General features: G+C 44.8%; 19 protein-coding genes. 4 read left to right on the top strand and 15 right to left on the bottom strand.

The annotated features are described in order from the left end of the window. Positions 1 to 217: 217 nt before the first annotated feature. The 13 genes from AB6E85_RS13580 to yceD all read right to left on the bottom strand — a co-directional run bounded on the left by AB6E85_RS13580 (position 218) and on the right by yceD (position 10,813). The gene (locus AB6E85_RS13580; RefSeq protein WP_048610588.1) at positions 218 to 985 is read right to left on the bottom strand and encodes a TatD family hydrolase; all 768 of its coding nucleotides are present in this window, start codon (positions 983 to 985) and stop codon (positions 218 to 220) included. Further along, positions 976 to 1,941, bottom strand: coding sequence for a DNA polymerase III subunit delta' (locus AB6E85_RS13575; protein ID WP_372143015.1), 966 nt, complete (start codon positions 1,939 to 1,941; stop codon positions 976 to 978). The genes AB6E85_RS13580 and AB6E85_RS13575 overlap by 10 nt, the downstream gene beginning before the upstream one ends. Positions 1,942 to 1,947: 6 nt before the next feature. Then, entirely contained in the window at positions 1,948 to 2,580 is a 633-nt protein-coding gene (tmk, locus tag AB6E85_RS13570) for a dTMP kinase (RefSeq protein ID WP_019821240.1), read from the bottom strand. 10 nt (positions 2,581 to 2,590) lie between these two features. Continuing rightward, positions 2,591 to 3,607 carry an endolytic transglycosylase MltG gene (mltG, locus tag AB6E85_RS13565; protein ID WP_372143014.1) on the bottom strand — a complete coding sequence of 339 codons (1,017 nt, stop codon included), beginning with the start codon at positions 3,605 to 3,607 and terminating at the stop codon, positions 2,591 to 2,593. Next, entirely contained in the window at positions 3,604 to 4,482 is an 879-nt protein-coding gene (gene pabC, locus AB6E85_RS13560; protein ID WP_372143013.1) for an aminodeoxychorismate lyase, read from the bottom strand. Before pabC ends, mltG begins: the two co-directional genes overlap by 4 nt. Positions 4,483 to 4,586: 104 nt before the next feature. Next, positions 4,587 to 5,831, bottom strand: coding sequence for a beta-ketoacyl-ACP synthase II (gene fabF / locus AB6E85_RS13555; RefSeq protein ID WP_010437291.1), 1,245 nt, complete (start codon positions 5,829 to 5,831; stop codon positions 4,587 to 4,589). 93 nt (positions 5,832 to 5,924) lie between these two features. Then, positions 5,925 to 6,158, bottom strand: coding sequence for an acyl carrier protein (gene acpP / locus AB6E85_RS13550; RefSeq protein ID WP_004737381.1), 234 nt, complete (start codon positions 6,156 to 6,158; stop codon positions 5,925 to 5,927). A gap of 166 nt (positions 6,159 to 6,324) precedes the next feature. Continuing rightward, positions 6,325 to 7,059: a 3-oxoacyl-ACP reductase FabG gene (gene fabG / locus AB6E85_RS13545; protein WP_372143032.1), complete on the bottom strand. Its 735-nt coding sequence runs from the start codon at positions 7,057 to 7,059 to the stop codon at positions 6,325 to 6,327. Between the two features lie 25 nt (positions 7,060 to 7,084). Further along, the gene (gene fabD, locus AB6E85_RS13540; RefSeq protein WP_372143012.1) at positions 7,085 to 8,008 is read right to left on the bottom strand and encodes an ACP S-malonyltransferase; all 924 of its coding nucleotides are present in this window, start codon (positions 8,006 to 8,008) and stop codon (positions 7,085 to 7,087) included. A gap of 80 nt (positions 8,009 to 8,088) precedes the next feature. Next, positions 8,089 to 9,039: a beta-ketoacyl-ACP synthase III gene (locus AB6E85_RS13535; protein WP_017054985.1), complete on the bottom strand. Its 951-nt coding sequence runs from the start codon at positions 9,037 to 9,039 to the stop codon at positions 8,089 to 8,091. Between the two features lie 5 nt (positions 9,040 to 9,044). Then, the gene (plsX, locus tag AB6E85_RS13530) at positions 9,045 to 10,070 is read right to left on the bottom strand and encodes a phosphate acyltransferase PlsX (RefSeq protein ID WP_372143011.1); all 1,026 of its coding nucleotides are present in this window, start codon (positions 10,068 to 10,070) and stop codon (positions 9,045 to 9,047) included. Between the two features lie 9 nt (positions 10,071 to 10,079). Further along, on the bottom strand, positions 10,080 to 10,250 hold the full coding sequence (gene rpmF, locus AB6E85_RS13525; protein ID WP_004737376.1) for a 50S ribosomal protein L32: 171 nt from the start codon (positions 10,248 to 10,250) through the stop codon (positions 10,080 to 10,082). Between the two features lie 35 nt (positions 10,251 to 10,285). Then, on the bottom strand, positions 10,286 to 10,813 hold the full coding sequence (gene yceD, locus AB6E85_RS13520; RefSeq protein WP_017062153.1) for a 23S rRNA accumulation protein YceD: 528 nt from the start codon (positions 10,811 to 10,813) through the stop codon (positions 10,286 to 10,288). Between the two features lie 149 nt (positions 10,814 to 10,962). Here yceD and AB6E85_RS13515 point away from each other — a divergent pair, with 149 nt between their 5' ends. Further along, the gene (locus AB6E85_RS13515; protein ID WP_372079085.1) at positions 10,963 to 11,544 is read left to right on the top strand and encodes a nucleoside triphosphate pyrophosphatase; all 582 of its coding nucleotides are present in this window, start codon (positions 10,963 to 10,965) and stop codon (positions 11,542 to 11,544) included. Between the two features lie 294 nt (positions 11,545 to 11,838). Here the strand turns inward: AB6E85_RS13515 and rluC are convergent, their stop codons facing one another. Then, positions 11,839 to 12,783 carry a 23S rRNA pseudouridine(955/2504/2580) synthase RluC gene (gene rluC, locus AB6E85_RS13510; protein ID WP_017054981.1) on the bottom strand — a complete coding sequence of 315 codons (945 nt, stop codon included), beginning with the start codon at positions 12,781 to 12,783 and terminating at the stop codon, positions 11,839 to 11,841. A 618-nt stretch (positions 12,784 to 13,401) separates the two neighbouring features. Here rluC and rne point away from each other — a divergent pair. Beyond that, positions 13,402 to 16,539: a ribonuclease E gene (gene rne / locus AB6E85_RS13505; RefSeq protein ID WP_372143010.1), complete on the top strand. Its 3,138-nt coding sequence runs from the start codon at positions 13,402 to 13,404 to the stop codon at positions 16,537 to 16,539. A 258-nt stretch (positions 16,540 to 16,797) separates the two neighbouring features. After that, positions 16,798 to 18,345: a SulP family inorganic anion transporter gene (locus AB6E85_RS13500; protein WP_019823563.1), complete on the top strand. Its 1,548-nt coding sequence runs from the start codon at positions 16,798 to 16,800 to the stop codon at positions 18,343 to 18,345. A 114-nt stretch (positions 18,346 to 18,459) separates the two neighbouring features. Here the strand turns inward: AB6E85_RS13500 and AB6E85_RS13495 are convergent, their stop codons facing one another. Then, positions 18,460 to 18,909 (bottom strand): low molecular weight protein-tyrosine-phosphatase, encoded by a 450-nt coding sequence (locus AB6E85_RS13495; protein ID WP_172379805.1) that lies wholly within the window; start codon positions 18,907 to 18,909, stop codon positions 18,460 to 18,462. 84 nt (positions 18,910 to 18,993) lie between these two features. On the opposite strand from AB6E85_RS13495, the gene cobO reads away from it, so the two are divergent. Next, positions 18,994 to 19,599 (top strand): cob(I)yrinic acid a,c-diamide adenosyltransferase, encoded by a 606-nt coding sequence (gene cobO / locus AB6E85_RS13490; RefSeq protein ID WP_048610567.1) that lies wholly within the window; start codon positions 18,994 to 18,996, stop codon positions 19,597 to 19,599. Positions 19,600 to 19,625 lie beyond the last annotated feature (26 nt).

The raw sequence follows: 19,625 nt of genomic DNA, 5'->3' as shown, positions 1-19,625 counted from the left end.
AATACATTGAAATATATAAGTATTTTTCAAGAGCTATATTATTTTACTGGGTAAATAAAATAGGAGCGAATGTTATTTTTAGTAACAAAATTACAAATGTTATAATTAGCGCTCTCAAGTTCAACATAATTCGTAAACATTAAAAAAAAACGTATTTTTGGTGATCAAAAACACAAAAAGGGAGCTTTCGCTCCCTTTTATTTGTTTACTTAGATTTTTATCGCAAAAAAAGTTTTTGGTAATTTTTGGTCGTTTGTTCAGCAACCTCTTTCATCGACACACCTTTTAATTGCGCAATGTAGGCCGCAACTTCAACGACATATGCAGGCTGATTCTGCTTTCCACGATATGGAATGGGCGCCAAGTATGGAGAATCCGTCTCGATCAGCAACCTGTCTAGCGGTAGGTTTTTAACAACTTCTTTAAGTTCTGTAGCCTGCTTAAAGGTCACAATGCCTGAAATTGAGATATAGAAACCTAATTCCATTGCCGCTTCAGCGAACGCTTGATCTTCGGTAAAGCAGTGAATCACACCACCACACTTCTCAGCTCCACCATCACGTAAAATAGCTAATGTGTCTTCACGTGCGTTACGAGTGTGAATGATCAAAGGTTTATTCAGCTCAACGGCTAACTCAACATGCTGCTTAAATCGTAGCTGTTGCAGTTCCGCCGTCTCTGGTTGGTAGTGATAATCTAAACCTGTCTCACCAATCGCCACAACCTTAGGGTTGCTCGCGTATTCACGCATTGTCTCTAGGCTGAAATCACTTTCAACATCGAGAGGGTGAACGCCACAAGAGGCTTTAACGTTATCAAACGGCGAGATCATCTCGAGCATATTTTCAAACGAATCGAGTGTCACACCGACAGAAAGCAATTGGTTTACGTTAGCAGCCTTCGCCTTGTTAACCACATCTTCTACGCTGGTGTGTAAATCTTGGTAATCCAGTTTGTCTAAATGACAGTGGGAATCTACGAACATGTTTCCTCGCAAGTGGCTATCAGCCAATTCATTATGAGTAGCTCCGTATTGAGCCCAGGGTGTTGCTTTAACTGTTCAATCAATATCAGCAGTTTATTCGATGCGGCATAAGCACTTTGATAAGACATCACCTCACACAGTGCTTTCGCACTCGGAGTGAAAGCCTGATTCGCCAAACCAAAATGCAGCTTCTGTACATCTGACAATAGATGCCAAAGCCAGCCAAGTTGAATCAAAGGGTCTTTGCTAAGCTCTGTAGAGAACTTTAGCATGTCAGGTTGAGTGCCTTTTATCACATTCACAAAACCATCGAGCGCTTTTGTTGAGGCTTCAACGCCACCTTGCTCAAACATCGCTTTTGCTTTTAAAGGCGCGTTGTCATTGAGTGCTAAAATATACTGCGGTACCGCTTTGCCCACTTCACTATCTAACCACGCCGATGCTGTCTCCAACTGTGGGCTAACCACATTGAATTGCTGACAACGACTAATAATAGTCGGCATTAAGCGATTGCTGTTGCGAGTAGACAGAATGAAGATGCACTTGCTTGATGGCTCTTCCAGAGTTTTCAATAGTGCGTTGGAAGCCGATTCGTTCATTGCTTCAGCTGGGTTAAGTAAGATAACGCGCAAACCACCTAACTGAGAAGACTCTTGAGCCCAGCGGTTACTGACACGCACTTGATCAACCGTGATCGACTTACCTTCTTTCTCTGGTGAGATCACATGAAAATCAGGATGACTGCCCGACTTCATTAACTCACAGCTGTGGCAAAACCCGCACGACTCGCTTTCATAGTTCGTGCACATCAATGCGTCGGTAAGTTGGCTAATCAACGCATCAACGCCGAGCCCTTCCGGTGCATTAACAATCACAGAGTTAGGAAAACGCTCCGCATCGAGACTTTTTTTCCACTCACTCCATACCGGTGTGAGCCAAGAATACACTTCAGCCATGACTACCTACTGTTTGTCGAGCCAAGCAGTTAGCGCGACTTTAATATCAGCGGCTACTTGCTCAATTTCTTGCTGCGCGTTAATCACAAGTACAGAATCATCTTGTTCTGCAATTTCTAGATAGCGCTCACGCGTGCGGTCGAAAAATGAGATGTCCATCTTTTCAATTCTATCAAGCTCACCACGACCTCTAGCACGCTCTAGCCCTACTCTAGGGTCTAGGTCCAAATATAGCGTTAGATCGGGTTTAAAGCCGCCTAGCGTGGTTGATTTCAGTGATTCCATAGTCGTGCGCGCGATCTGGCGACCACCACCTTGGTATGCCTGTGAAGACATATCATGACGATCACCCAATACCCATTGACCATTGTCGAGTGCCGGCTTGATGACGTTCTCGACTAATTGAACACGTGCTGCATACATCAGCAGCAATTCAGTCATGTCTTGAAGCTTCTCGCCTTCGTGCTCTTCTTTAACCAATGAACGCATCTTTTCAGCTAAGACAGTACCACCCGGCTCACGAGTATTAACAATATCCTCAACACCCGATGCTTTTAATGTCTCAACGATGGCATTGATTGCTGTGCTTTTGCCTGCGCCTTCAAGGCCTTCAACCACGATAAATTTCGACTGATTCATAATTATTTCTTTATCTGTTTTTTTTTAATTGCTTTAAGTAAGCTCGCACTGCACGGTTATGCTCAGTCAAACTCTTTGAAAATACGTGACCGCCTGTTCCACTCGCAACGAAATACAAGTAGTTGCTCTTCTCTGGATTCAACGCCGCGTTGATAGATGCTTTGCCTGCCATGGCGATAGGTGTCGGTGGCAAGCCACTCATTGTATAGGTGTTGTATGGCGTTGGCGTGCGTAAGTCTTTCTTACGGATGTTGCCATCGTAGCTGTCACCCATGCCATAGATAACCGTTGGGTCAGTTTGCAAACGCATACGCTTGTTCAGACGGTTAACGAACACAGAAGAAACACGCTCACGTTCTGACGCAACAGCGGTCTCTTTCTCAATGATAGACGCAAGAATTAACGCTTCATAAGGCGATTTAAGAGGCAGTTTATCCGCTCGATTTTCCCACTCTTCATTCACCACGCTCATTAGGTCTCGATGCGCGCGCTTCAACAAATCTAAATCAGTGGTGCCGTAGGTGTAGTGATACGTTTCTGCTAAGAAGAGACCTTCTAGCTTTTCGTTTTCAATACCCAACTTTTCAGCGATCTCTTTTTCAGAAACGCCATCCAATGTCTGTTGAATGAATTCGTTGTCTTTTAGCTGAACAAGCCATTCGTCAAAACGACTGCCTTCTACAAAGGTAATGGTAAACTGGTGTTCTTTCCCTTCTACAAGCACCTGTAGCGCCTGCTCTAAGGTTAAACCCGGTTCAAGCAGGAATGTACCCGCTTTTACGTCTACAAGCTCAGGATGTAACTTACGGATTAATTTCTCGTAAGGAGAAGCCTCAAACAGCCCTTCGTTAATCAACTGGGCTAGAACGCGGTTAAAGCTGCTACCTGAAGCAACAGTCACGACTTGTGGTTTTTCTAATTGAATAACTTGTTTCAGGTTATCTTGCGCTTGGTTGTAAACATAAAAACCAGCAGCACCGGCTGCGATTAAGCACAAGATAATAAAAATAAATAACTTTTTGATCACGAGTTTAGTTGTCCTTGAAGGCTACGAGTAACGGTTCCAATGTTAAATTGGGTATCACTAATACGGGTAACTGGGGCAACCCCTAAAATGGAGTTGGTCATGAAAACCTCATCAGCTTGCATGAGTTGAGATAAGCAGTAGTCACTAATTGTAACGGAAAGTTCAGCTTGATTCAGCGCGGTTAACACTTGCTTACGCATAACACCCGCGACACCACTTTGAGTGAGTTGAGGTGTGTATATCGACTGACCTTTGCGCCAAAACAGATTGGCCATGGTGGTTTCAATCACATTGCCCGATATATCAAGAACCACACCATCTACTTCATTAGCCTGATCCATTTCATCTTTCATCAAAATCTGCTCAAGACGATTATTGTGCTTATGGCCAGCCAGTAGTGGGCTCAAACCTAGCGCTTGATGACAGATACCGAGTTCAACACCGAAGTCTTGCCACGCTGAATAGTGACTTGGGTAATCGAAGGTACTGATGGTGATTGTCGGCTTGGCGATATTCTTGGTACTGTAGCCACGCCCGCCAGCGCCACGGCTAACGTGCAGCTTGATCCCTGCTTTTTGATTATTAGGCTTGTTTGCGTTTTGGATCTTCTTTGAACCATCAAGGCTCTTTGTGCCATGAAGATCGTTATCTTGGATGTGTTGAAGCGCAGTATCGAGCCAAAGACTAACAACATCCCAATCAAGAGCAGAAATGCGCAGCGCTTTAAGGCATTCGTCGACACGGTGCTGATGATCGTGAAAATGTTGTATCTCACCATCACTCACGAGCATCGTCGTAAAACAGCCGTCTCCGTACTGAAACGAGCGATCCAAAATATCGATAGTTTGCTGGCTTTCTCCATCAACCCAAAACATGTTTTTCCCCATAAAAAGAAACGGCTCAATGCTAAAGCATCAAGCCGTTTAAAAACAAGTCTAATTGTGACTATCTACGAGTGTTTACGTCTTTAATAAGATGATTAAATCTTTTTGAAGATCAAACAGCCGTTTGTACCACCGAAACCGAATGAGTTACATGCAGCATATTCCATGTTGCTAACTTCACGCGCAGTGTGAGGTACTAAGTCAATATCTAAGCCTTCTTCAGGATCATCTAGGTTGATTGTTGGTGGAACAATTTGGTCAACCAGAGACATAGCCGTGATGATAGCTTCAGCAGAACCAGCAGCACCTAGAAGGTGGCCTGTCATTGATTTCGTAGAAGAAACCAATACTTGCTTGCTGCCTGCTTCGCCAAGAGCACGCTTGATGCCCTTAACTTCCGCTACGTCACCTGCAGGAGTCGAAGTACCGTGTGCGTTTACATAACCGATTTGTTCACCAGTAATGCCAGCATCACGCATAGCCGCTTCCATCGCTAGTGCGCCACCTGAGCCATCTTCACTTGGAGATGTCATGTGGTAAGCGTCACCCGACATACCGAAGCCAACTAGCTCACAGTAAATCTTAGCGCCACGAGCTTTCGCATGTTCGTACTCTTCAAGAACCATCATGCCTGCACCGTCACCAAGAACGAAGCCATCACGGCCTTTGTCCCATGGACGAGAAGCTTTTTGAGGCTCATCGTTACGAGTAGAAAGTGCTTTAGCCGCACCAAAACCGCCCATACCTAGTGGAGTTGATGCTTTTTCAGCACCACCCGCTAGCATTGCGTCTGCATCGCCGTATGCAATCATACGAGCCGCGTGACCAATGTTATGTAGGCCAGTCGTACATGCAGTAGAAATCGCGATGTTTGGACCGCGTAGGCCACGCATGATAGACATGTGACCAGCAATCATATTCACGATCGTCGACGGTACGAAGAACGGGCTGATCTTACGAGGGCCTTTTTCAGTTAGAGCTTGGTGACCGGCTTCGATCAAACCAAGACCACCAATACCAGAACCGATAGCAACACCCACACGTGGAGCGTTTTCTTCAGTAATAGTTAGGGCTGAATCATCTAAAGCTTGAATACCTGCTGCGACGCCGTACTGGATGAACAAGTCCATCTTACGAGCATCTTTTTTAGTCATATACTCTTCGCAGTTAAAGTCTTTAACTAGACCTGCAAAACGAGTTGAGAAATTGGTTGCATCAAAATGATCGATATTAACGATACCACTTTGACCAGCTAGCAGGGCTTTCCAAGAAGATTCTACAGTGTTGCCTACCGGTGACAACATACCCATGCCAGTGACAACTACACGACGCTTGGACACGATTTTACACTCCGGGGATTGAGGTGATTTAAGATGAGGATAGATGAGTTAGATAAAACACAGGCGGTCGAGGTGACCGCCTGGGAGAGATTATTACTGAGCGCTAGTTACGTAATCGATAGCTGCTTGAACAGTAGTAATTTTCTCAGCTTCTTCATCTGGGATTTCAGTGTCGAATTCTTCTTCTAGAGCCATTACTAGCTCTACTGTGTCTAGAGAATCTGCACCTAGGTCATCAACGAAAGAAGCTTCGTTTTTAACTTCAGCTTCGTCTACACCTAGCTGTTCAACAATGATTTTCTTTACGCGTTCTTCGAGGTTGCTCATTTTTTCTTTTCCTTTACAGAGTTCGCTTTATGCGATGTTTTCCGTAGTTTATTCAATCTATTGAAAGTTGCAAGGTCAACTTTTCTGGTCAAACCACAATTTTCACGATTTTAACCGAAATTACGTATGATCTTGACTTAAATCATGCACAAATGTTGCACATAATTTACACCATGTACATACCGCCATTGACGTGAAGTGTTTCACCTGTGATATAAGCTGCCGCAGGTGACGCCAAAAATACCACAGCTTCAGCGATTTCGCGAGGGTCACCTAGTCGACCTGCTGGTACATTCGCCAAAGTTGCTGCACGTTGGTCATCATTTAGCGCTTTAGTCATGTCAGTTTCGATGAAACCAGGAGCTACAGTGTTCACTGTAACGCCACGAGACGCAACTTCGCGAGCCATTGATTTAGTAAAACCAATTACGCCTGCTTTTGCAGCTGCGTAGTTAGCTTGACCAGCGTTACCCATAGTACCTACTACAGAACCAACGTTTACGATACGACCTTGACGCTTCTTCATCATGCCACGCAATACAGCTTTAGACATACGGAAGATAGGCGTTAGGTTAGTATCGATGATGTCATTCCATTCCTCGTCTTTCATACGCATCAGTAGGTTATCACGAGTGATACCTGCGTTGTTAACTAGAATGTCAATCGCACCGAATTCATCGTTGATGGTTTTCAGTGTAGCAGCAATTGAGTCAGTATCCGTTACATTAAGAGCAAGACCTTTACCGTTCTCACCAAGGTACTCACTGATTGCAGCTGCGCCGCCTTCAGATGTCGCAGTACCGATAACTTTAGCACCACGCTCAACTAAAAGTTCAGCGATTGCACGACCGATGCCACGGCTTGCGCCTGTAACTAGTGCAACTTTGCCTTCTAAATTCATCATAACTTCTCTATTAAGTGGTTATTTACTTAGCAGCTTCTAGTGATGCAGTGTCATTAACTGCAGCAGCTGTCATAGTTTTTACGATTCGTTTTGTTAGACCAGTAAGAACTTTACCAGGGCCTAATTCAAGTAGCTTCTCAACGCCTTGCTCATTCATCGCTTGTACGCCTTCAGTCCAACGAACTGGGCTGTATAGCTGACGAACAAGTGCGTCTTTAATTTTTGCAGGGTCTGTTTCAGCAATAACATCAACGTTATTGATAACAGGCAATGCTGGCGTGTTGAACTCTAGAGCTTCTAGAGCCACTGCTAGCTTGTCTGCTGCTGGCTTCATCAGTGCACAGTGAGACGGCACAGAAACAGGTAACGGAAGTGCACGCTTAGCGCCCGCTTCTTTACAAAGTGCACCAGCACGCTCTACTGCCGCTTTGTTACCCGCGATAACAACTTGGCCAGGAGAGTTAAAGTTAACTGGAGACACAACTTCGTCTTGCGCAGCTTCTTCACACGCTTTAGCAATCGCTTCATCGTCTAGACCGATGATTGCGTACATTGCGCCAACGCCTGCAGGAACCGCTTCTTGCATCAATTGACCACGTAGTTCAACCAGTTTGATCGCTTCTTTAAAGTCGATAACGCCAGCACATACAAGTGCAGAGTATTCACCTAGGCTGTGACCTGCTAGATTTATAGGTTGCTCTAGGCCAAGCTCTTGCCATACACGCCAAATTGCAACAGACGCTGTTAGTAGAGCCGGTTGAGTGCGAAAAGTTTCATTTAGATTTTCTACTGGACCATCTTGAACCAATGCCCATAGATCGTAACCAAGTGCTTCTGAAGCTTCAGCAAATGTCTGTTTTACAACATCATACTGTTCGCCTAGGTCAGCAAGCATACCGATAGCTTGAGAGCCTTGGCCTGGGAATACGATAGCAAACTTGCTCATTGTAATTTTCCTTTAAGCAAAGCAAAAAATTGAATAAGGCACATAAGTTATGTGCCTTGTTTGTTGATTATCGCTTGGGGTTAGAATTTAACTAACGCAGAACCCCAAGTGAAGCCGCCGCCAAATGCTTCAAGTAGAAGCGTTTGACCACGTTTAATTCGCCCGTCGCGAACAGCCTCATCTAGAGCCGTTGGTACGGTAGCTGCTGACGTGTTGCCGTGCTTATCAAGAGTAATCACTACTTGATCAAGCGACATCGTCAGCTTTTTAGCGGTTGCCGAAATAATACGGTAGTTCGCTTGGTGTGGAACTAACCAATCAAGCTCTGACTTATCCATATTGTTCGCCGCTAATGTGTCTTTAACTAGCTTAGAAAGCTGAGTTACCGCCACTTTAAATACTTCGTTGCCCGCCATGTGCAGCCATTTGTCCGCATCACCGCCACGCTCTGGTACTTCTAAACTTAGAAGCTCACCGTATTTACCGTCAGAGTAAATATGAGTAGACAAAATACCTGGCTCTTCGCTTGCGCCTACAACCACCGCGCCTGCTGCATCACCAAATAAGATGATAGTAGAGCGGTCAGTCGGATCACAGGTTTTTGACAGTGCATCAGCACCAATTACCAAAACGTTCTTACACATGCCAGTCTTGATGTGTTGATCAGCAACAGACAGTGCGTAGACAAAACCAGAACACGCCGCAGCCAAATCAAACGCAGGACAGCCTTTGATACCAAGCTTGCCTTGTACCTGACATGCCGAAGACGGGAATGTGTGGCTACTGCTGGTTGTCGCAACGATGATTAAATCAATCTCTTCTTTGTCGATACCTGCCATTTCAATGGCATTTTCAGCAGCGTAAAACGCCATATCAGCAACGGTTTCGTTTTCCGCTGAAATACGACGCTCTTTAATACCAGTTCTAGCAACGATCCACTCATCGCTAGTCTCTACCATTTTCTCTAAGTCTGCGTTAGTACGCACCTGAGATGGCAAGTAGCTGCCAGTACCTAAAATTTTGCTATACATGAAGACTAATAATGCCTCTCGAGTAAAACCGCTTCCAAACGATCGCTAATGCGGCTGGGGACTTGTCGTTTGACCTCGTGTACTGCTTCACCAATCGCGTTGACGACTGCAGACACATCAGCACTTCCATGACTTTTAATGACAATGCCGCGCAATCCTAACAAACTTGCGCCGTTATACTGGTCGGGGTTCAAGGTTTTTAATTCAGTAAATAGCTCAGAAAACAGCATTCTGGCTATCCAACCCTTTATTGTTGAAGCCATCATGCGCGTTTTTAGCTTATCAATAAAGAGCTGAGCCGTACCTTCGCACGTTTTTAAGCAGACATTGCCCACAAAACCATCACATACGACGACATCAGCAGCATCTTGAAGTAATTGATTACCTTCAATATAGCCTATGAAGTTCACAGACTGAGTATTAGACAACATTTCAGCGCATCGTTTTACAAGGTCATTGCCTTTAATTTCTTCTGCACCGATATTCAAGATAGCGACACGTGGTGCGCGACCTAAATGTTGTTCTGCTAATGCGCTGCCCATGACAGCAAACTGAAACAGTGAATCTGCGTCGCTAGAAACGTTCGCCCCTAAATCAAGCATCCATGTACGATTTCCGGATGCAGTAGGCAAAGCTGAAACCAATGCAGGCCTATCAATACCGGGAAGAAGCTTGAGTCTGAAACGGGATAAAGCCATCAGTGCGCCAGTGTTACCACCACTCACACAAGCATCAGCCTGTGATTCGGCAACCAGATCGATAGCGGCACGCATAGAGCTACCCTGACTATTACGTAAGGCTAGTGAAGGTTTTTCAGAATTGGAAATGACTCGATCACAATGCTGGATACTCAAACGAGAATCAGGCATTCGACCTAATGAAGATAATTGAGATGTGATCGTGTTTCGATCACCTATTAGAATGACTTTTAGCTCTGGGAAATACGACAGTGCCTGCACGGCGGCAGGCACTGTTACACGAGGACCGAAGTCCCCGCCCATTGCATCAAGCGCAACGGTTAGATTTTGCAAAGGTCAACCTTACTTGTTGATAACCTTTTTGCCGCGGTAGAAACCTTCGGCAGTCACGTTGTGACGTAGGTGAGTTTCACCTGAAGTTGCGTCTACAGAAAGTGCAGCTGTAGTTAGCGCATCGTGTGAACGACGCATGCCACGCATTGAACGTGATTTCTTGCTCTTTTGTACGGCCATTGACCCTACTCCTATGTAAATTCTTAAAGAAGCAATTACTTCTTTAAGCTTTTTAAAACATCAAATGGATTCGGCTTTTTGTCTTCCTCAATTTCTTCAGGAAGTTCACCAAACACCAAGTTATTTGAGTTAACGCTACATTTCGCATCGTCGTGCATTGCTATTTGTGGCAATCCAAGGATGAACTCGTCTTCAACTAATTGAATCAGGTCTAACTCACCGTACTCGTTCAGATCTACCAAATCGTACTCTTCCGGTGCTTCCTCTTCACTTTTCTCACTGTAAACAGGAGTATAAGTAAATTGGACATCGCACTCATGTGCGAAAACCTCATTACAACGTTGACACTCTAAATCGACTTCGACGTTAGCTTTACCAGAGATAACGACTAATCGTTGTTCATCAAGCCCAAATGACATTGAGACTTGCGCGTCACGTTTTACGCCTTCAGTTGCTTCAGTTAAACGCTTCAAAAGACTGACCTGAATGATACCATCCATATCGAGTCGTTTTTGAGCCGTTCTTGCCGGATCAACTGTACGCGGTATTTTTTCCTTTTGCATAGGGCGCGAATCTTATCTTCCAAATCGTGTTTAGTCAAAGGAAATGGCAAAAAAAATGTACTTTCCTGCCTTTCCTATTCAGAGCATTATGAATAGCAGGACAAGTTACGTTATCCTGAGATAAATGCTTCCTTGAATTGTAAATTAAAATGAGAAATTACCAACTAGTTTTAGCCTCTACATCACCATTTAGGCAAGAGATCCTCAAAAAACTACAGTTAAGCTTCATTACAGCCAAGCCAGACTGCGATGAAACGCCGCTTCCAGAAGAGACGCCACAACAGTTGGTGATGCGCCTTGCTGAGACCAAAGCTAAGTCTTGTGCTGTGGAGCAACCTAGCTTAGTCATCGGTTCTGATCAGGTTTGTGTGATTGATGGAGAGATCATAGGTAAACCTCATACTCGAGAAAAAGCGATCGAACAGTTATCTCGTCAAAGCGGCAAGAGCATTACTTTTTATACTGGGCTTTCGGTTTGGAACAACGAAACCAATCAAGCTGACACGCGTCTCGACACCTTTGTTGTGCATTTCCGCGATTTAACCGAGCAGCAAATCATGAGTTATGTCGAGAAAGAACAACCTTATTACTGCGCGGGCAGTTTTATGTGTGAAGGGTTAGGCATCGCATTGTTTAAACAGATGGAAGGTAAAGATCCGAATACTTTGATCGGCTTACCGTTAATCGATCTCGTCGATATGTTAGAAGCGCAAGGAATGGGCGTACTATAACGGATACGCTCTCTTTGTTAGAGATTCCCTACTCCTTCCTTCGTCAGTCTAGGGAATGACGGAACACGCAATTTTATCTAACCAACTAATGATATAGAACGTGATTTTAAAAAGTCGTCATCCTCAAGAGCGAGGAACGAGCGACTTGAGGATCTTCTACAACAGATGAAAACAAAAAAGGTTGACGATATTCGTCAACCTTTCTCATTTATGGATACTGAAGAACAAATTTAGAGGCACTCTATACCTTCGTATCTCGTATCTCGTATCTCGTATCTCGTATCTCGTATCTTCTTAAAGCTTACGTAAACCAGTTAAGGCTTTCTCAAGCCTTCTTTCCATTGGCGCCGAGATATCCATCTTCTCTTCACTACCTGGGTGTGTGAACTTGATGTTTGCTGCATGTAGGAACAGACGATCAAGACCAACCTTGCCCGTGTAAGCATCAAAACGACGATCACCGTAGCGATCATCCCAAGCTATTGGGTGACCAGTATACTGAGCGTGCACACGAATTTGGTGTGTACGGCCTGTAATTGGGCTAGCTTGAATCAACGTCGCCTCTTGGAACTTCTCTAAAACCTTAAAGCGAGTTTCAGAAGCTTTACCATTCGGGTTCACTCGAACAATGCTATTCACTTCGTTTTTTAACAAAGGTGCGTTGACGACTTTACAGCTGTTCTTCCATTCGCCCATGACCAAAGCGAAGTAGTATTTTTGAACCGTTTTTTCACGGAACTGTGCTTGAAGGTGTCTTAGCGCCGAGCGCTTCTTAGCAACAAGCAAAATGCCAGACGTATCTCTATCGATACGGTGTACTAATTCAAGAAAACGAGCATCAGGACGAAGAGCACGTAATGCTTCAATCGCGCCAAACTTTAATCCGCTACCACCATGAACAGCAGTGCCAGATGGTTTGTTAAGAATTAGCATGTGATCATCTTCATAAATGATGCACTGTTCTAATTCTGAAACCTTGTTGAGTTTCGTGCTCGGCACGTTCTCTTCTGTTTTCTCTTCAATAGTAACCGGAGGGATACGAACTAAATCGCCAGCTTTTAGTTTGTACTCAGCCTTGATGCGTTTTTTATTTACGCGGACTTCGCCTTTACGCACGATTCGGTAAATCATGCTTTTCGGGATGTTTTTTAATTGGTTGCGTAAGAAGTTATCAATACGCTGACCAGCCATATCTTCGTCAATGTCGACGAATTGGACTTGGGTTCTAATTTCGCTCATTGCGCTATTGTATCACTGTCACTTTTGATAATTGAGATTTTCTTAGCCCTATTCCGAACTTATTTATCCCTAATCCTTACCGATCTATCCCAAAATGGTCATTGAAGTTCTATATTTCTTTGATTCTTCGAACAAAAAAGCACCAAGATTCCTGCAAATTAAAATATCAATTGATAAATTATTTATAGACAGTGAGTTAGAGCTATCAAAACCCAAACAAAAACTGTTTTTTTTACAGCATTCCGACAAAGCAGATTGCTGTGTTTACCGACCGCTGCTATAGTTCACAGCTGCTATCAGTGGTTTGACTATTATTTAAACAGCTAACCATTCATAAGCAAGTAAATGAGTAGATAACTCAGATTAGACAGTGCTGCAATCGGCGTAAGACACGGTCAACTGAGTTCCTTATCGCTCTACTCACGTACACTCATGTTGAGTATTCACCGCCACATCGCGGATCATAGGCTAACTCCCTATGATGACTGACGTGCCCCAGAGCATCCCTCTCCAGCCGGGAGGCTGCACCGATAAAGCCATGGGATCTGGCACCATGAGAAACGAAATAAAGCGATAAGAACAATGATGAAAATAAGAAAAGACAATGAGAATTTCTAAATGAAAAGAATGTTAATTAACGCAACTCAAAAAGAAGAGTTGCGTGTCGCTTTGGTTGATGGCCAACGACTGTTCGATCTAGATATCGAAAGTCCAGGTCACGAGTCAAAGAAAGCGAATATCTACAAAGGACGTATTACCCGTATTGAACCAAGCCTAGAAGCGGCATTCGTTGATTACGGCGCAGAACGTCACGGTTTCCTCCCTCTTAAAGAAATTGCCCGCGAATACTTCCCTGAAGGTTATACATACCAAGGCCGTCCTAGCATTAAAGAAGTGCTAAAAGAAGGCCAAGAAGTAATCGTACAAGTAGAGAAAGAAGAACGTGGTAGCAAAGGTGCTGCACTGACAACTTTCATCTCTTTGGCTGGTAGTTACTTAGTTCTTATGCCTAATAACCCTCGTGCTGGCGGTATTTCTCGTCGTATCGAAGGTGATGAGCGCACCCAACTGAAAGCAGCATTGAGCACTCTTGAGCTTCCTCAAGGTATGGGCTTAATCGTGCGTACAGCGGGCGTTGGCAAAAGCGCAGAAGAGCTAGAGTGGGACCTAAACGTTCTATTGAACCATTGGGGCGCTATCAAGCAAGCTTCTGATTCAAATGCAGCTCCTTTCCTAATTCACCAAGAGAGTAACGTTATTGTTCGCGCAATTCGTGACTACCTACGTCGTGATATTGGCGAGATTCTAATCGACAGCAATACTATTTTTGAACGTGCTCAAGCGCACATTCAATTAATACGCCCAGATTTCATGAATCGCGTTAAGAAATACGATGGTGAAGTGCCACTATTCAGCCATTACCAGATTGAAAGCCAGATCGAATCTGCTTTCCAACGTGAAGTTCGTCTTCCATCTGGTGGTTCTATCGTAATCGACCCAACAGAAGCACTGACTTCTATCGATATCAACTCTGCTCGTGCAACAAAGGGCGGCGATATTGAAGAAACAGCACTTAACACTAACCTAGAAGCTGCCGATGAAATTGCACGTCAATTACGTCTACGTGACCTAGGTGGTCTTGTTGTAATCGACTTTATCGATATGACTCCGGTTCGCCACCAACGCGAAGTAGAAAGCCGTCTACGTGATGCCGTTCGTTTAGATCGCGCACGTGTTCAGATTGGTCGTATTTCTCGCTTTGGTCTTCTAGAGATGTCTCGTCAACGTTTGAGCCCATCACTAGCAGAAGCAAGCCACCACATTTGTCCTCGTTGTACAGGTACTGGTGTTGTTCGTGATAACGAATCTCTAGCACTTTCTGTTCTACGTTTGATTGAAGAAGAAGCTCTAAAAGACAACACAGCACAAGTACTTGCTGTTGTACCTGTTCCAATCGCTTCTTACCTTCTGAACGAAAAACGTCGTTCAGTAAACCACATCGAGAAGAATCAAGAAGTTAAGATCACTGTTGTTCCTAACTCAGACATGGAAACGCCGCATTTTGAGGTTATCCGTGTTCGTGAAGGTGAAGAGTTCGATCTACTGTCTTACTTGCTGCCTAACAAGCTAGAAGCTCTAAAAGAAGCGGAAAGCAAAGAGCCAGCTGAACAGACTATTCGTCCTAAGAAGATCGAAGAACCTGCTCTGAAAGGCTTTGCAGCTCCTGCTCAATCAGCACCGACTCCTGCTCCAGCACCTAAAGCTGTTGAAGAGAAGAAAGCTGAACCAGCAGCGACTCAAGAACCAGGCCTAATTGGTCGTTTCTTCAAAGCTATCGGTAGCTTCTTATTTGGCTCTTCAACTCAAGAAGAGAAAAAAGAAGGAGAGAAGAAAGAAGAAGAGAAACCTAAAAACAATCGCAACAACGGCAACCGTCAACGCCGTGATCGTAACGATAACCGTCGTCGTAACCAACGTGGTGAGCGTAACGACCGTGGTGAACGTGGCGACAATCGTAACGAAAACCGTGACAACAAACGCCGTCGTAAGCCAGCTCGTGATGAGAAGCCTGAAGAGCAAAAAGAAGCAGCTCCACAGCAAACTCGTCAGCCTCGTAAGCCTAAGCAAGACCGTCGCAACAAGCCACGTGATGAGCAGAAGCAACGCGAAGAGCAAGCACCATCTAAATTAGCAGAAGAAGGTCTACAGCTAGCAGCAGAAGCACAAGCTGGTAAACCGGAAGCGCCTAAGGCTAAACCTGAAGCAAAAGCAGCTAAGATTAAAGAGCGTCGTCAGCGTCGTAAACTGAACAAGCAAGTTCGTGTTAAAGACCAACAAGCTCAAGCTGAAGATAACGCTTCAAAAGAACAGGTTGTTGCTAAAGAACAATCAGTAGCTCAAGAGCAAAAAGTTGCGGAACAAGTAGAAGCAACTCAAGCGAATGCAGAGCAAACTGAACAGGAAGAGCCGAAACAACGTCGTAACCGTCGTTCTCCACGTCACCTACGTGCAAGTGGTCAACGTCGTCGTCGCGGTCGTGATCGTCGCCCTAACCCATTCCGCCTACGTAAAGGTGGTGTAGCTTCTCCAGAGATGGCTATGGGTAAAGTGATGCCTCGCTTCATTCCAAAACCTCACCACAAGCAGGCAAAACCTGAAGTGGCTGAAGTTCAAGTAGCAGCTGAAGCGCAAACATCTGTTCAAGAGCAGAATGTTGCTCTAGAGACGGCACCACAAAGCAATGTAGTAATGGCTGGCGGCTTCGCATGTCCAGAGCTTGCAATGGGTAAAGTGATTATCCGTCGCGAAGAAGCTGCTGTTGAAGCTCAAGTAGCTGAGACTCCTACTGTAGTTGAAGCTCCTGCAGTCGTTGAAGAAGCACCAGTGGTCGTTGAAACTGCAAAAGTTGAAGCTCCAGTGATTGCAGAAGCGACGAAAGTTGAAGCGCCTGTTGTAGCAGAAGCTGTACAAGCAGAAGCAACACCAGTTGTTGAAGCTGAAGCGCCTAAAGCTGAAAGTGCAAAAGTTGAAGAAGCACCTGTTGTAAAAACAGAAGCTCCTAAAGCGGCACCAAAGGCAGCTGTTGCTAAGAAGCAAGCCGGTTCACCAATGACTAAAGCTCCTGGTCCTCAAGAGATCAAAGAGATTGAAGTGATTGCAGCTCCGTTCCGCACTGAACGTTTTGTATCGAAAGGTGCAGGCAGTCAGGCAGCGTCGAACAAAGCTGGCGCGGCGATGACTAAGCCAAACTACTAGTGATTACTGATAGATAATCGCAAGTAAATAGAATCAAAGGCTGCTTATTAAAGCAGCCTTTTTCATATCTACTAATCGAATAAAAATTAACAGATATATTACTCAAAGTTAGGTTCAACCTTGAACTTAATCACATTTTTGGGTAGCATTCGCGCACTTATCTTTTCGACACTTCGCTATTGCCGCTCTTTTCCATCACTGTTTGGCTACGCAATACACCCGTGTCGGTAAATCCATCTTAAGCATAGCTGAGCAAACATGTTCGAATTCCCACAATTTTCAAAGCACTCTGTAAAGAATGACGTGCTTTCAGGTCTTACAGTAGCCCTAGCTCTGGTACCTGAAGCTGTAGCATTCGCCTTTGTTGCTGGCGTTGACCCAATGGTTGGTCTTTACGCAGCATTCATCGTAGGTTTAATCACTTCTGTCTTTGGCGGTCGTCCAGGTATGATTTCTGGTGCAACTGGCGCAATGGCCGTGGTAATGGTGAGCCTAGTGGCAACCCATGGTGTTCAATACCTATTCGCAGCCGTTATGCTGGCTGGCCTTCTGCAAATTGCAGCGGGTGTATTTAAACTAGGTAAATTTATCCGTATCGTTCCACACCCAGTAATGATTGGTTTCGTGAACGGTTTGGCCATTGTTATCTTCCTAGCTCAGCTTGGTCAATTTAAAGCACCAGACGTAACAGGTGCGTTGACTTGGTTACCAAGCGGTCAAATGACACTAATGCTAGGTCTAGTAGCCCTTACAATGGCTATCATCCACTTCCTACCTAAGCTAACAACAGCAGTACCATCTTCATTGGTTGCTATTGTTACAGTAACAGCTTTGGTTGTGGGTCTTGACCTTGAAACTCGCACTGTTGTCGACTTCCTACGTACAATGTCTGGTGACGAAGCTGCTACGCTAGCGGGCTCTCTACCAACATTCTCAATTCCTGCTGTTCCGTTTTCTTTAGAGACACTACAGATCATCCTGCCTTACGCGATTATCCTTGCGGCTATCGGCCTGATTGAATCTCTGCTGACACTAACAGTACTAGACGAAATGACAAACACTCGTGGTCAATCTAACCGTGAATGTGTTGGTCAAGGTATGGCTAACGTAACGTGTTCTGTATTTGGCGCGATGGGTGGTTGTGCGATGATCGGTCAATCGATGATCAACGTAAACTCAGGTGGTCGTGGTCGCCTTTCAGGTATCGTAGCCGCAGTTGCACTACTGATGTTCATCCTGTTCGGTTCTGCACTGATTGAAATGATTCCTCTAGCAGCACTTGTGGGCGTAATGTTCATGGTTGTTATCGGCACATTTGAATGGGCTACTTTCAAGCTTGCACGTCGCGTTCCTAAGCAAGACTTCTTCGTTATCGTTCTTGTTACCGTAGTAACCGTACTGACAGACCTTGCTGTAGCGGTAGGTGTTGGTGTTGTAGCTTCAGCGCTAATGTTTGCTTGGCAACATGCTAAACACATCTACGCAGATACATCAGTAAACGCTGAAGGCTCAAAAGAGTACAAAGTTAACGGTCCAATATTCTTTGGTTCGACGGCTAACTTCCTAGAGTTGTTTGACGCTTACAACGATCCACAAGATGTGATCGTTGATTTCGCAAACTCACGCGTGACTGACCACTCTGCAATTGAAGCGATCGACACGATTGCTGACCGTTACGCGGCGCTAGGTAAAACACTTCACCTTCGCCACCTAAGCCAAGACTGTGTTGCTATGCTGCACAAAGCAGGTAGCTTAGTTGAAGCAAACGTTGCAGAAGACCCAATCTACAAAGTAATGTCTAAGTAATCTTAGCTGTAGCTTTAAGTTAGATTTAGAGAGGCCGACATTCAATGTCGGCCTTTTTTATACCTATCGGTCAGCTCTTACGCTGAACACCTAACAACGCACATTGTTCCTAAACTACATTGAACGTAGTATCGCTTCGCTAGACTCTTCGATTAAATCCAACACCAATTCAAAGCCATTTCCCTCACCATAATACGGATCGGGGATCTCTTGATATTGTGACTTTCCAAAGCTTAAAAATAACGCAAGCTTGTATTGGAGATGAGCGGGACACTGGCTCATTAAGTCATCTAGATTCGCCCTATCGGCCGCGAGTATCAGGTCAAATTCTTCGAAATCATTATCAACCACTTTACGAGAAGTTATCCCCTTAAAGCTATAGCCTCGCTTCTCTCCTGCAGATTTCGAACGCGAGTCTGGCGGGTTGCCTTGATGAAAACCAATCGTCCCTGCAGAGTCGACCACAACGTCAATATCCAGTTGTTGCGCTTTCTTCCTTAGCACCGCTTCACCTGTTGGCGAACGGCAAATGTTTCCCATACAAACTACGAGTATCTTTTTCATCCCTAATCACCTGTTCTTCCGATGGTTTTTGCTATCGTTAAGTTAGGCTATGATAGGCGCAATCACAACTTAAAAGGATTTGTTATGTCGACTGAAGACAACAAAGAACAACGCCACAAAGCAAGACAACAGAAAGTAAAAGAACAAGTCGATGCTCGTGTCGCTGCAGCACAAGAAGTAAAAGGCCTATTGTTGGTCATCACGGGTAACGGTAAAGGTAAATCAACATCCGGTTTTGGTACGATTACACGTGCAGTCGGTCATGGTAAGAAATGTGCCGTCGCTCAGTTTGTTAAAGGAACATGGGATAACGGCGAAAAGAACGTTCTTCAAAAGCTCGATGTAGAGTTCCAAGTGATGGGTACTGGCTTTACTTGGGAAACTCAAAACAAGGCTCAAGATATCGAAGCCGCCCAGCGCGTGTGGAAAGAGTGTCAGCGTATGCTAGCCGATGAGTCGATTGATGTAATTCTGTTTGATGAGCTGACTTACATGGTGAGTTACGGCTACATTGAACTGGATGAAGTGGTAGAAGCTCTAAACAACCGTCCGAAAATGCAATCCGTGATCATTACTGGCCGTGGCGCGCACCGAACTTTAACGGACATGGCCGATACCGTGTCTGAAGTTCGTAACGTTAAACACGCTTTCGAGTCTGGTGTAAAAGCGCTTCAAGGCGTTGACTGGTAATCGCACTCAACCAGAGATCCCCGACT

It is taken from the genome of Vibrio sp. 10N.247.311.51, assembly GCF_041467855.1.
In the GTDB taxonomy this organism is placed as follows: Bacteria; Pseudomonadota; Gammaproteobacteria; order Enterobacterales; family Vibrionaceae; genus Vibrio; species Vibrio coralliirubri.
This window is presented reverse-complemented; position numbering and strand designations above follow the sequence as displayed.

What these genes read in the sequence shown, in the direction of transcription:
- AB6E85_RS13580 (WP_048610588.1), bottom strand. Translation starts at nt 985, where the DNA reads ATGTTCGTAGATTCCCACTGTCATTTAGACAAACTGGATTACCAAGAT.
- rluC (WP_017054981.1), bottom strand. Translation starts at nt 12,783, where the DNA reads ATGAGCGAAATTAGAACCCAAGTCCAATTCGTCGACATTGACGAAGAT.
- acpP (WP_004737381.1), bottom strand. Translation starts at nt 6,158, where the DNA reads ATGAGCAACCTCGAAGAACGCGTAAAGAAAATCATTGTTGAACAGCTA.
- yceD (WP_017062153.1), bottom strand. Translation starts at nt 10,813, where the DNA reads ATGCAAAAGGAAAAAATACCGCGTACAGTTGATCCGGCAAGAACGGCT.
- AB6E85_RS13495 (WP_172379805.1), bottom strand. Translation starts at nt 18,909, where the DNA reads ATGAAAAAGATACTCGTAGTTTGTATGGGAAACATTTGCCGTTCGCCA.
- AB6E85_RS13535 (WP_017054985.1), bottom strand. Translation starts at nt 9,039, where the DNA reads ATGTATAGCAAAATTTTAGGTACTGGCAGCTACTTGCCATCTCAGGTG.
- tmk (WP_019821240.1), bottom strand. Translation starts at nt 2,580, where the DNA reads ATGAATCAGTCGAAATTTATCGTGGTTGAAGGCCTTGAAGGCGCAGGC.
- AB6E85_RS13515 (WP_372079085.1), top strand. Translation starts at nt 10,963, where the DNA reads ATGAGAAATTACCAACTAGTTTTAGCCTCTACATCACCATTTAGGCAA.
- pabC (WP_372143013.1), bottom strand. Translation starts at nt 4,482, where the DNA reads ATGTTTTGGGTTGATGGAGAAAGCCAGCAAACTATCGATATTTTGGAT.
- rpmF (WP_004737376.1), bottom strand. Translation starts at nt 10,250, where the DNA reads ATGGCCGTACAAAAGAGCAAGAAATCACGTTCAATGCGTGGCATGCGT.
- fabD (WP_372143012.1), bottom strand. Translation starts at nt 8,008, where the DNA reads ATGAGCAAGTTTGCTATCGTATTCCCAGGCCAAGGCTCTCAAGCTATC.
- AB6E85_RS13575 (WP_372143015.1), bottom strand. Translation starts at nt 1,941, where the DNA reads ATGGCTGAAGTGTATTCTTGGCTCACACCGGTATGGAGTGAGTGGAAA.
- cobO (WP_048610567.1), top strand. Translation starts at nt 18,994, where the DNA reads ATGTCGACTGAAGACAACAAAGAACAACGCCACAAAGCAAGACAACAG.
- fabG (WP_372143032.1), bottom strand. Translation starts at nt 7,059, where the DNA reads ATGAATTTAGAAGGCAAAGTTGCACTAGTTACAGGCGCAAGCCGTGGC.
- rne (WP_372143010.1), top strand. Translation starts at nt 13,402, where the DNA reads ATGAAAAGAATGTTAATTAACGCAACTCAAAAAGAAGAGTTGCGTGTC.
- AB6E85_RS13500 (WP_019823563.1), top strand. Translation starts at nt 16,798, where the DNA reads ATGTTCGAATTCCCACAATTTTCAAAGCACTCTGTAAAGAATGACGTG.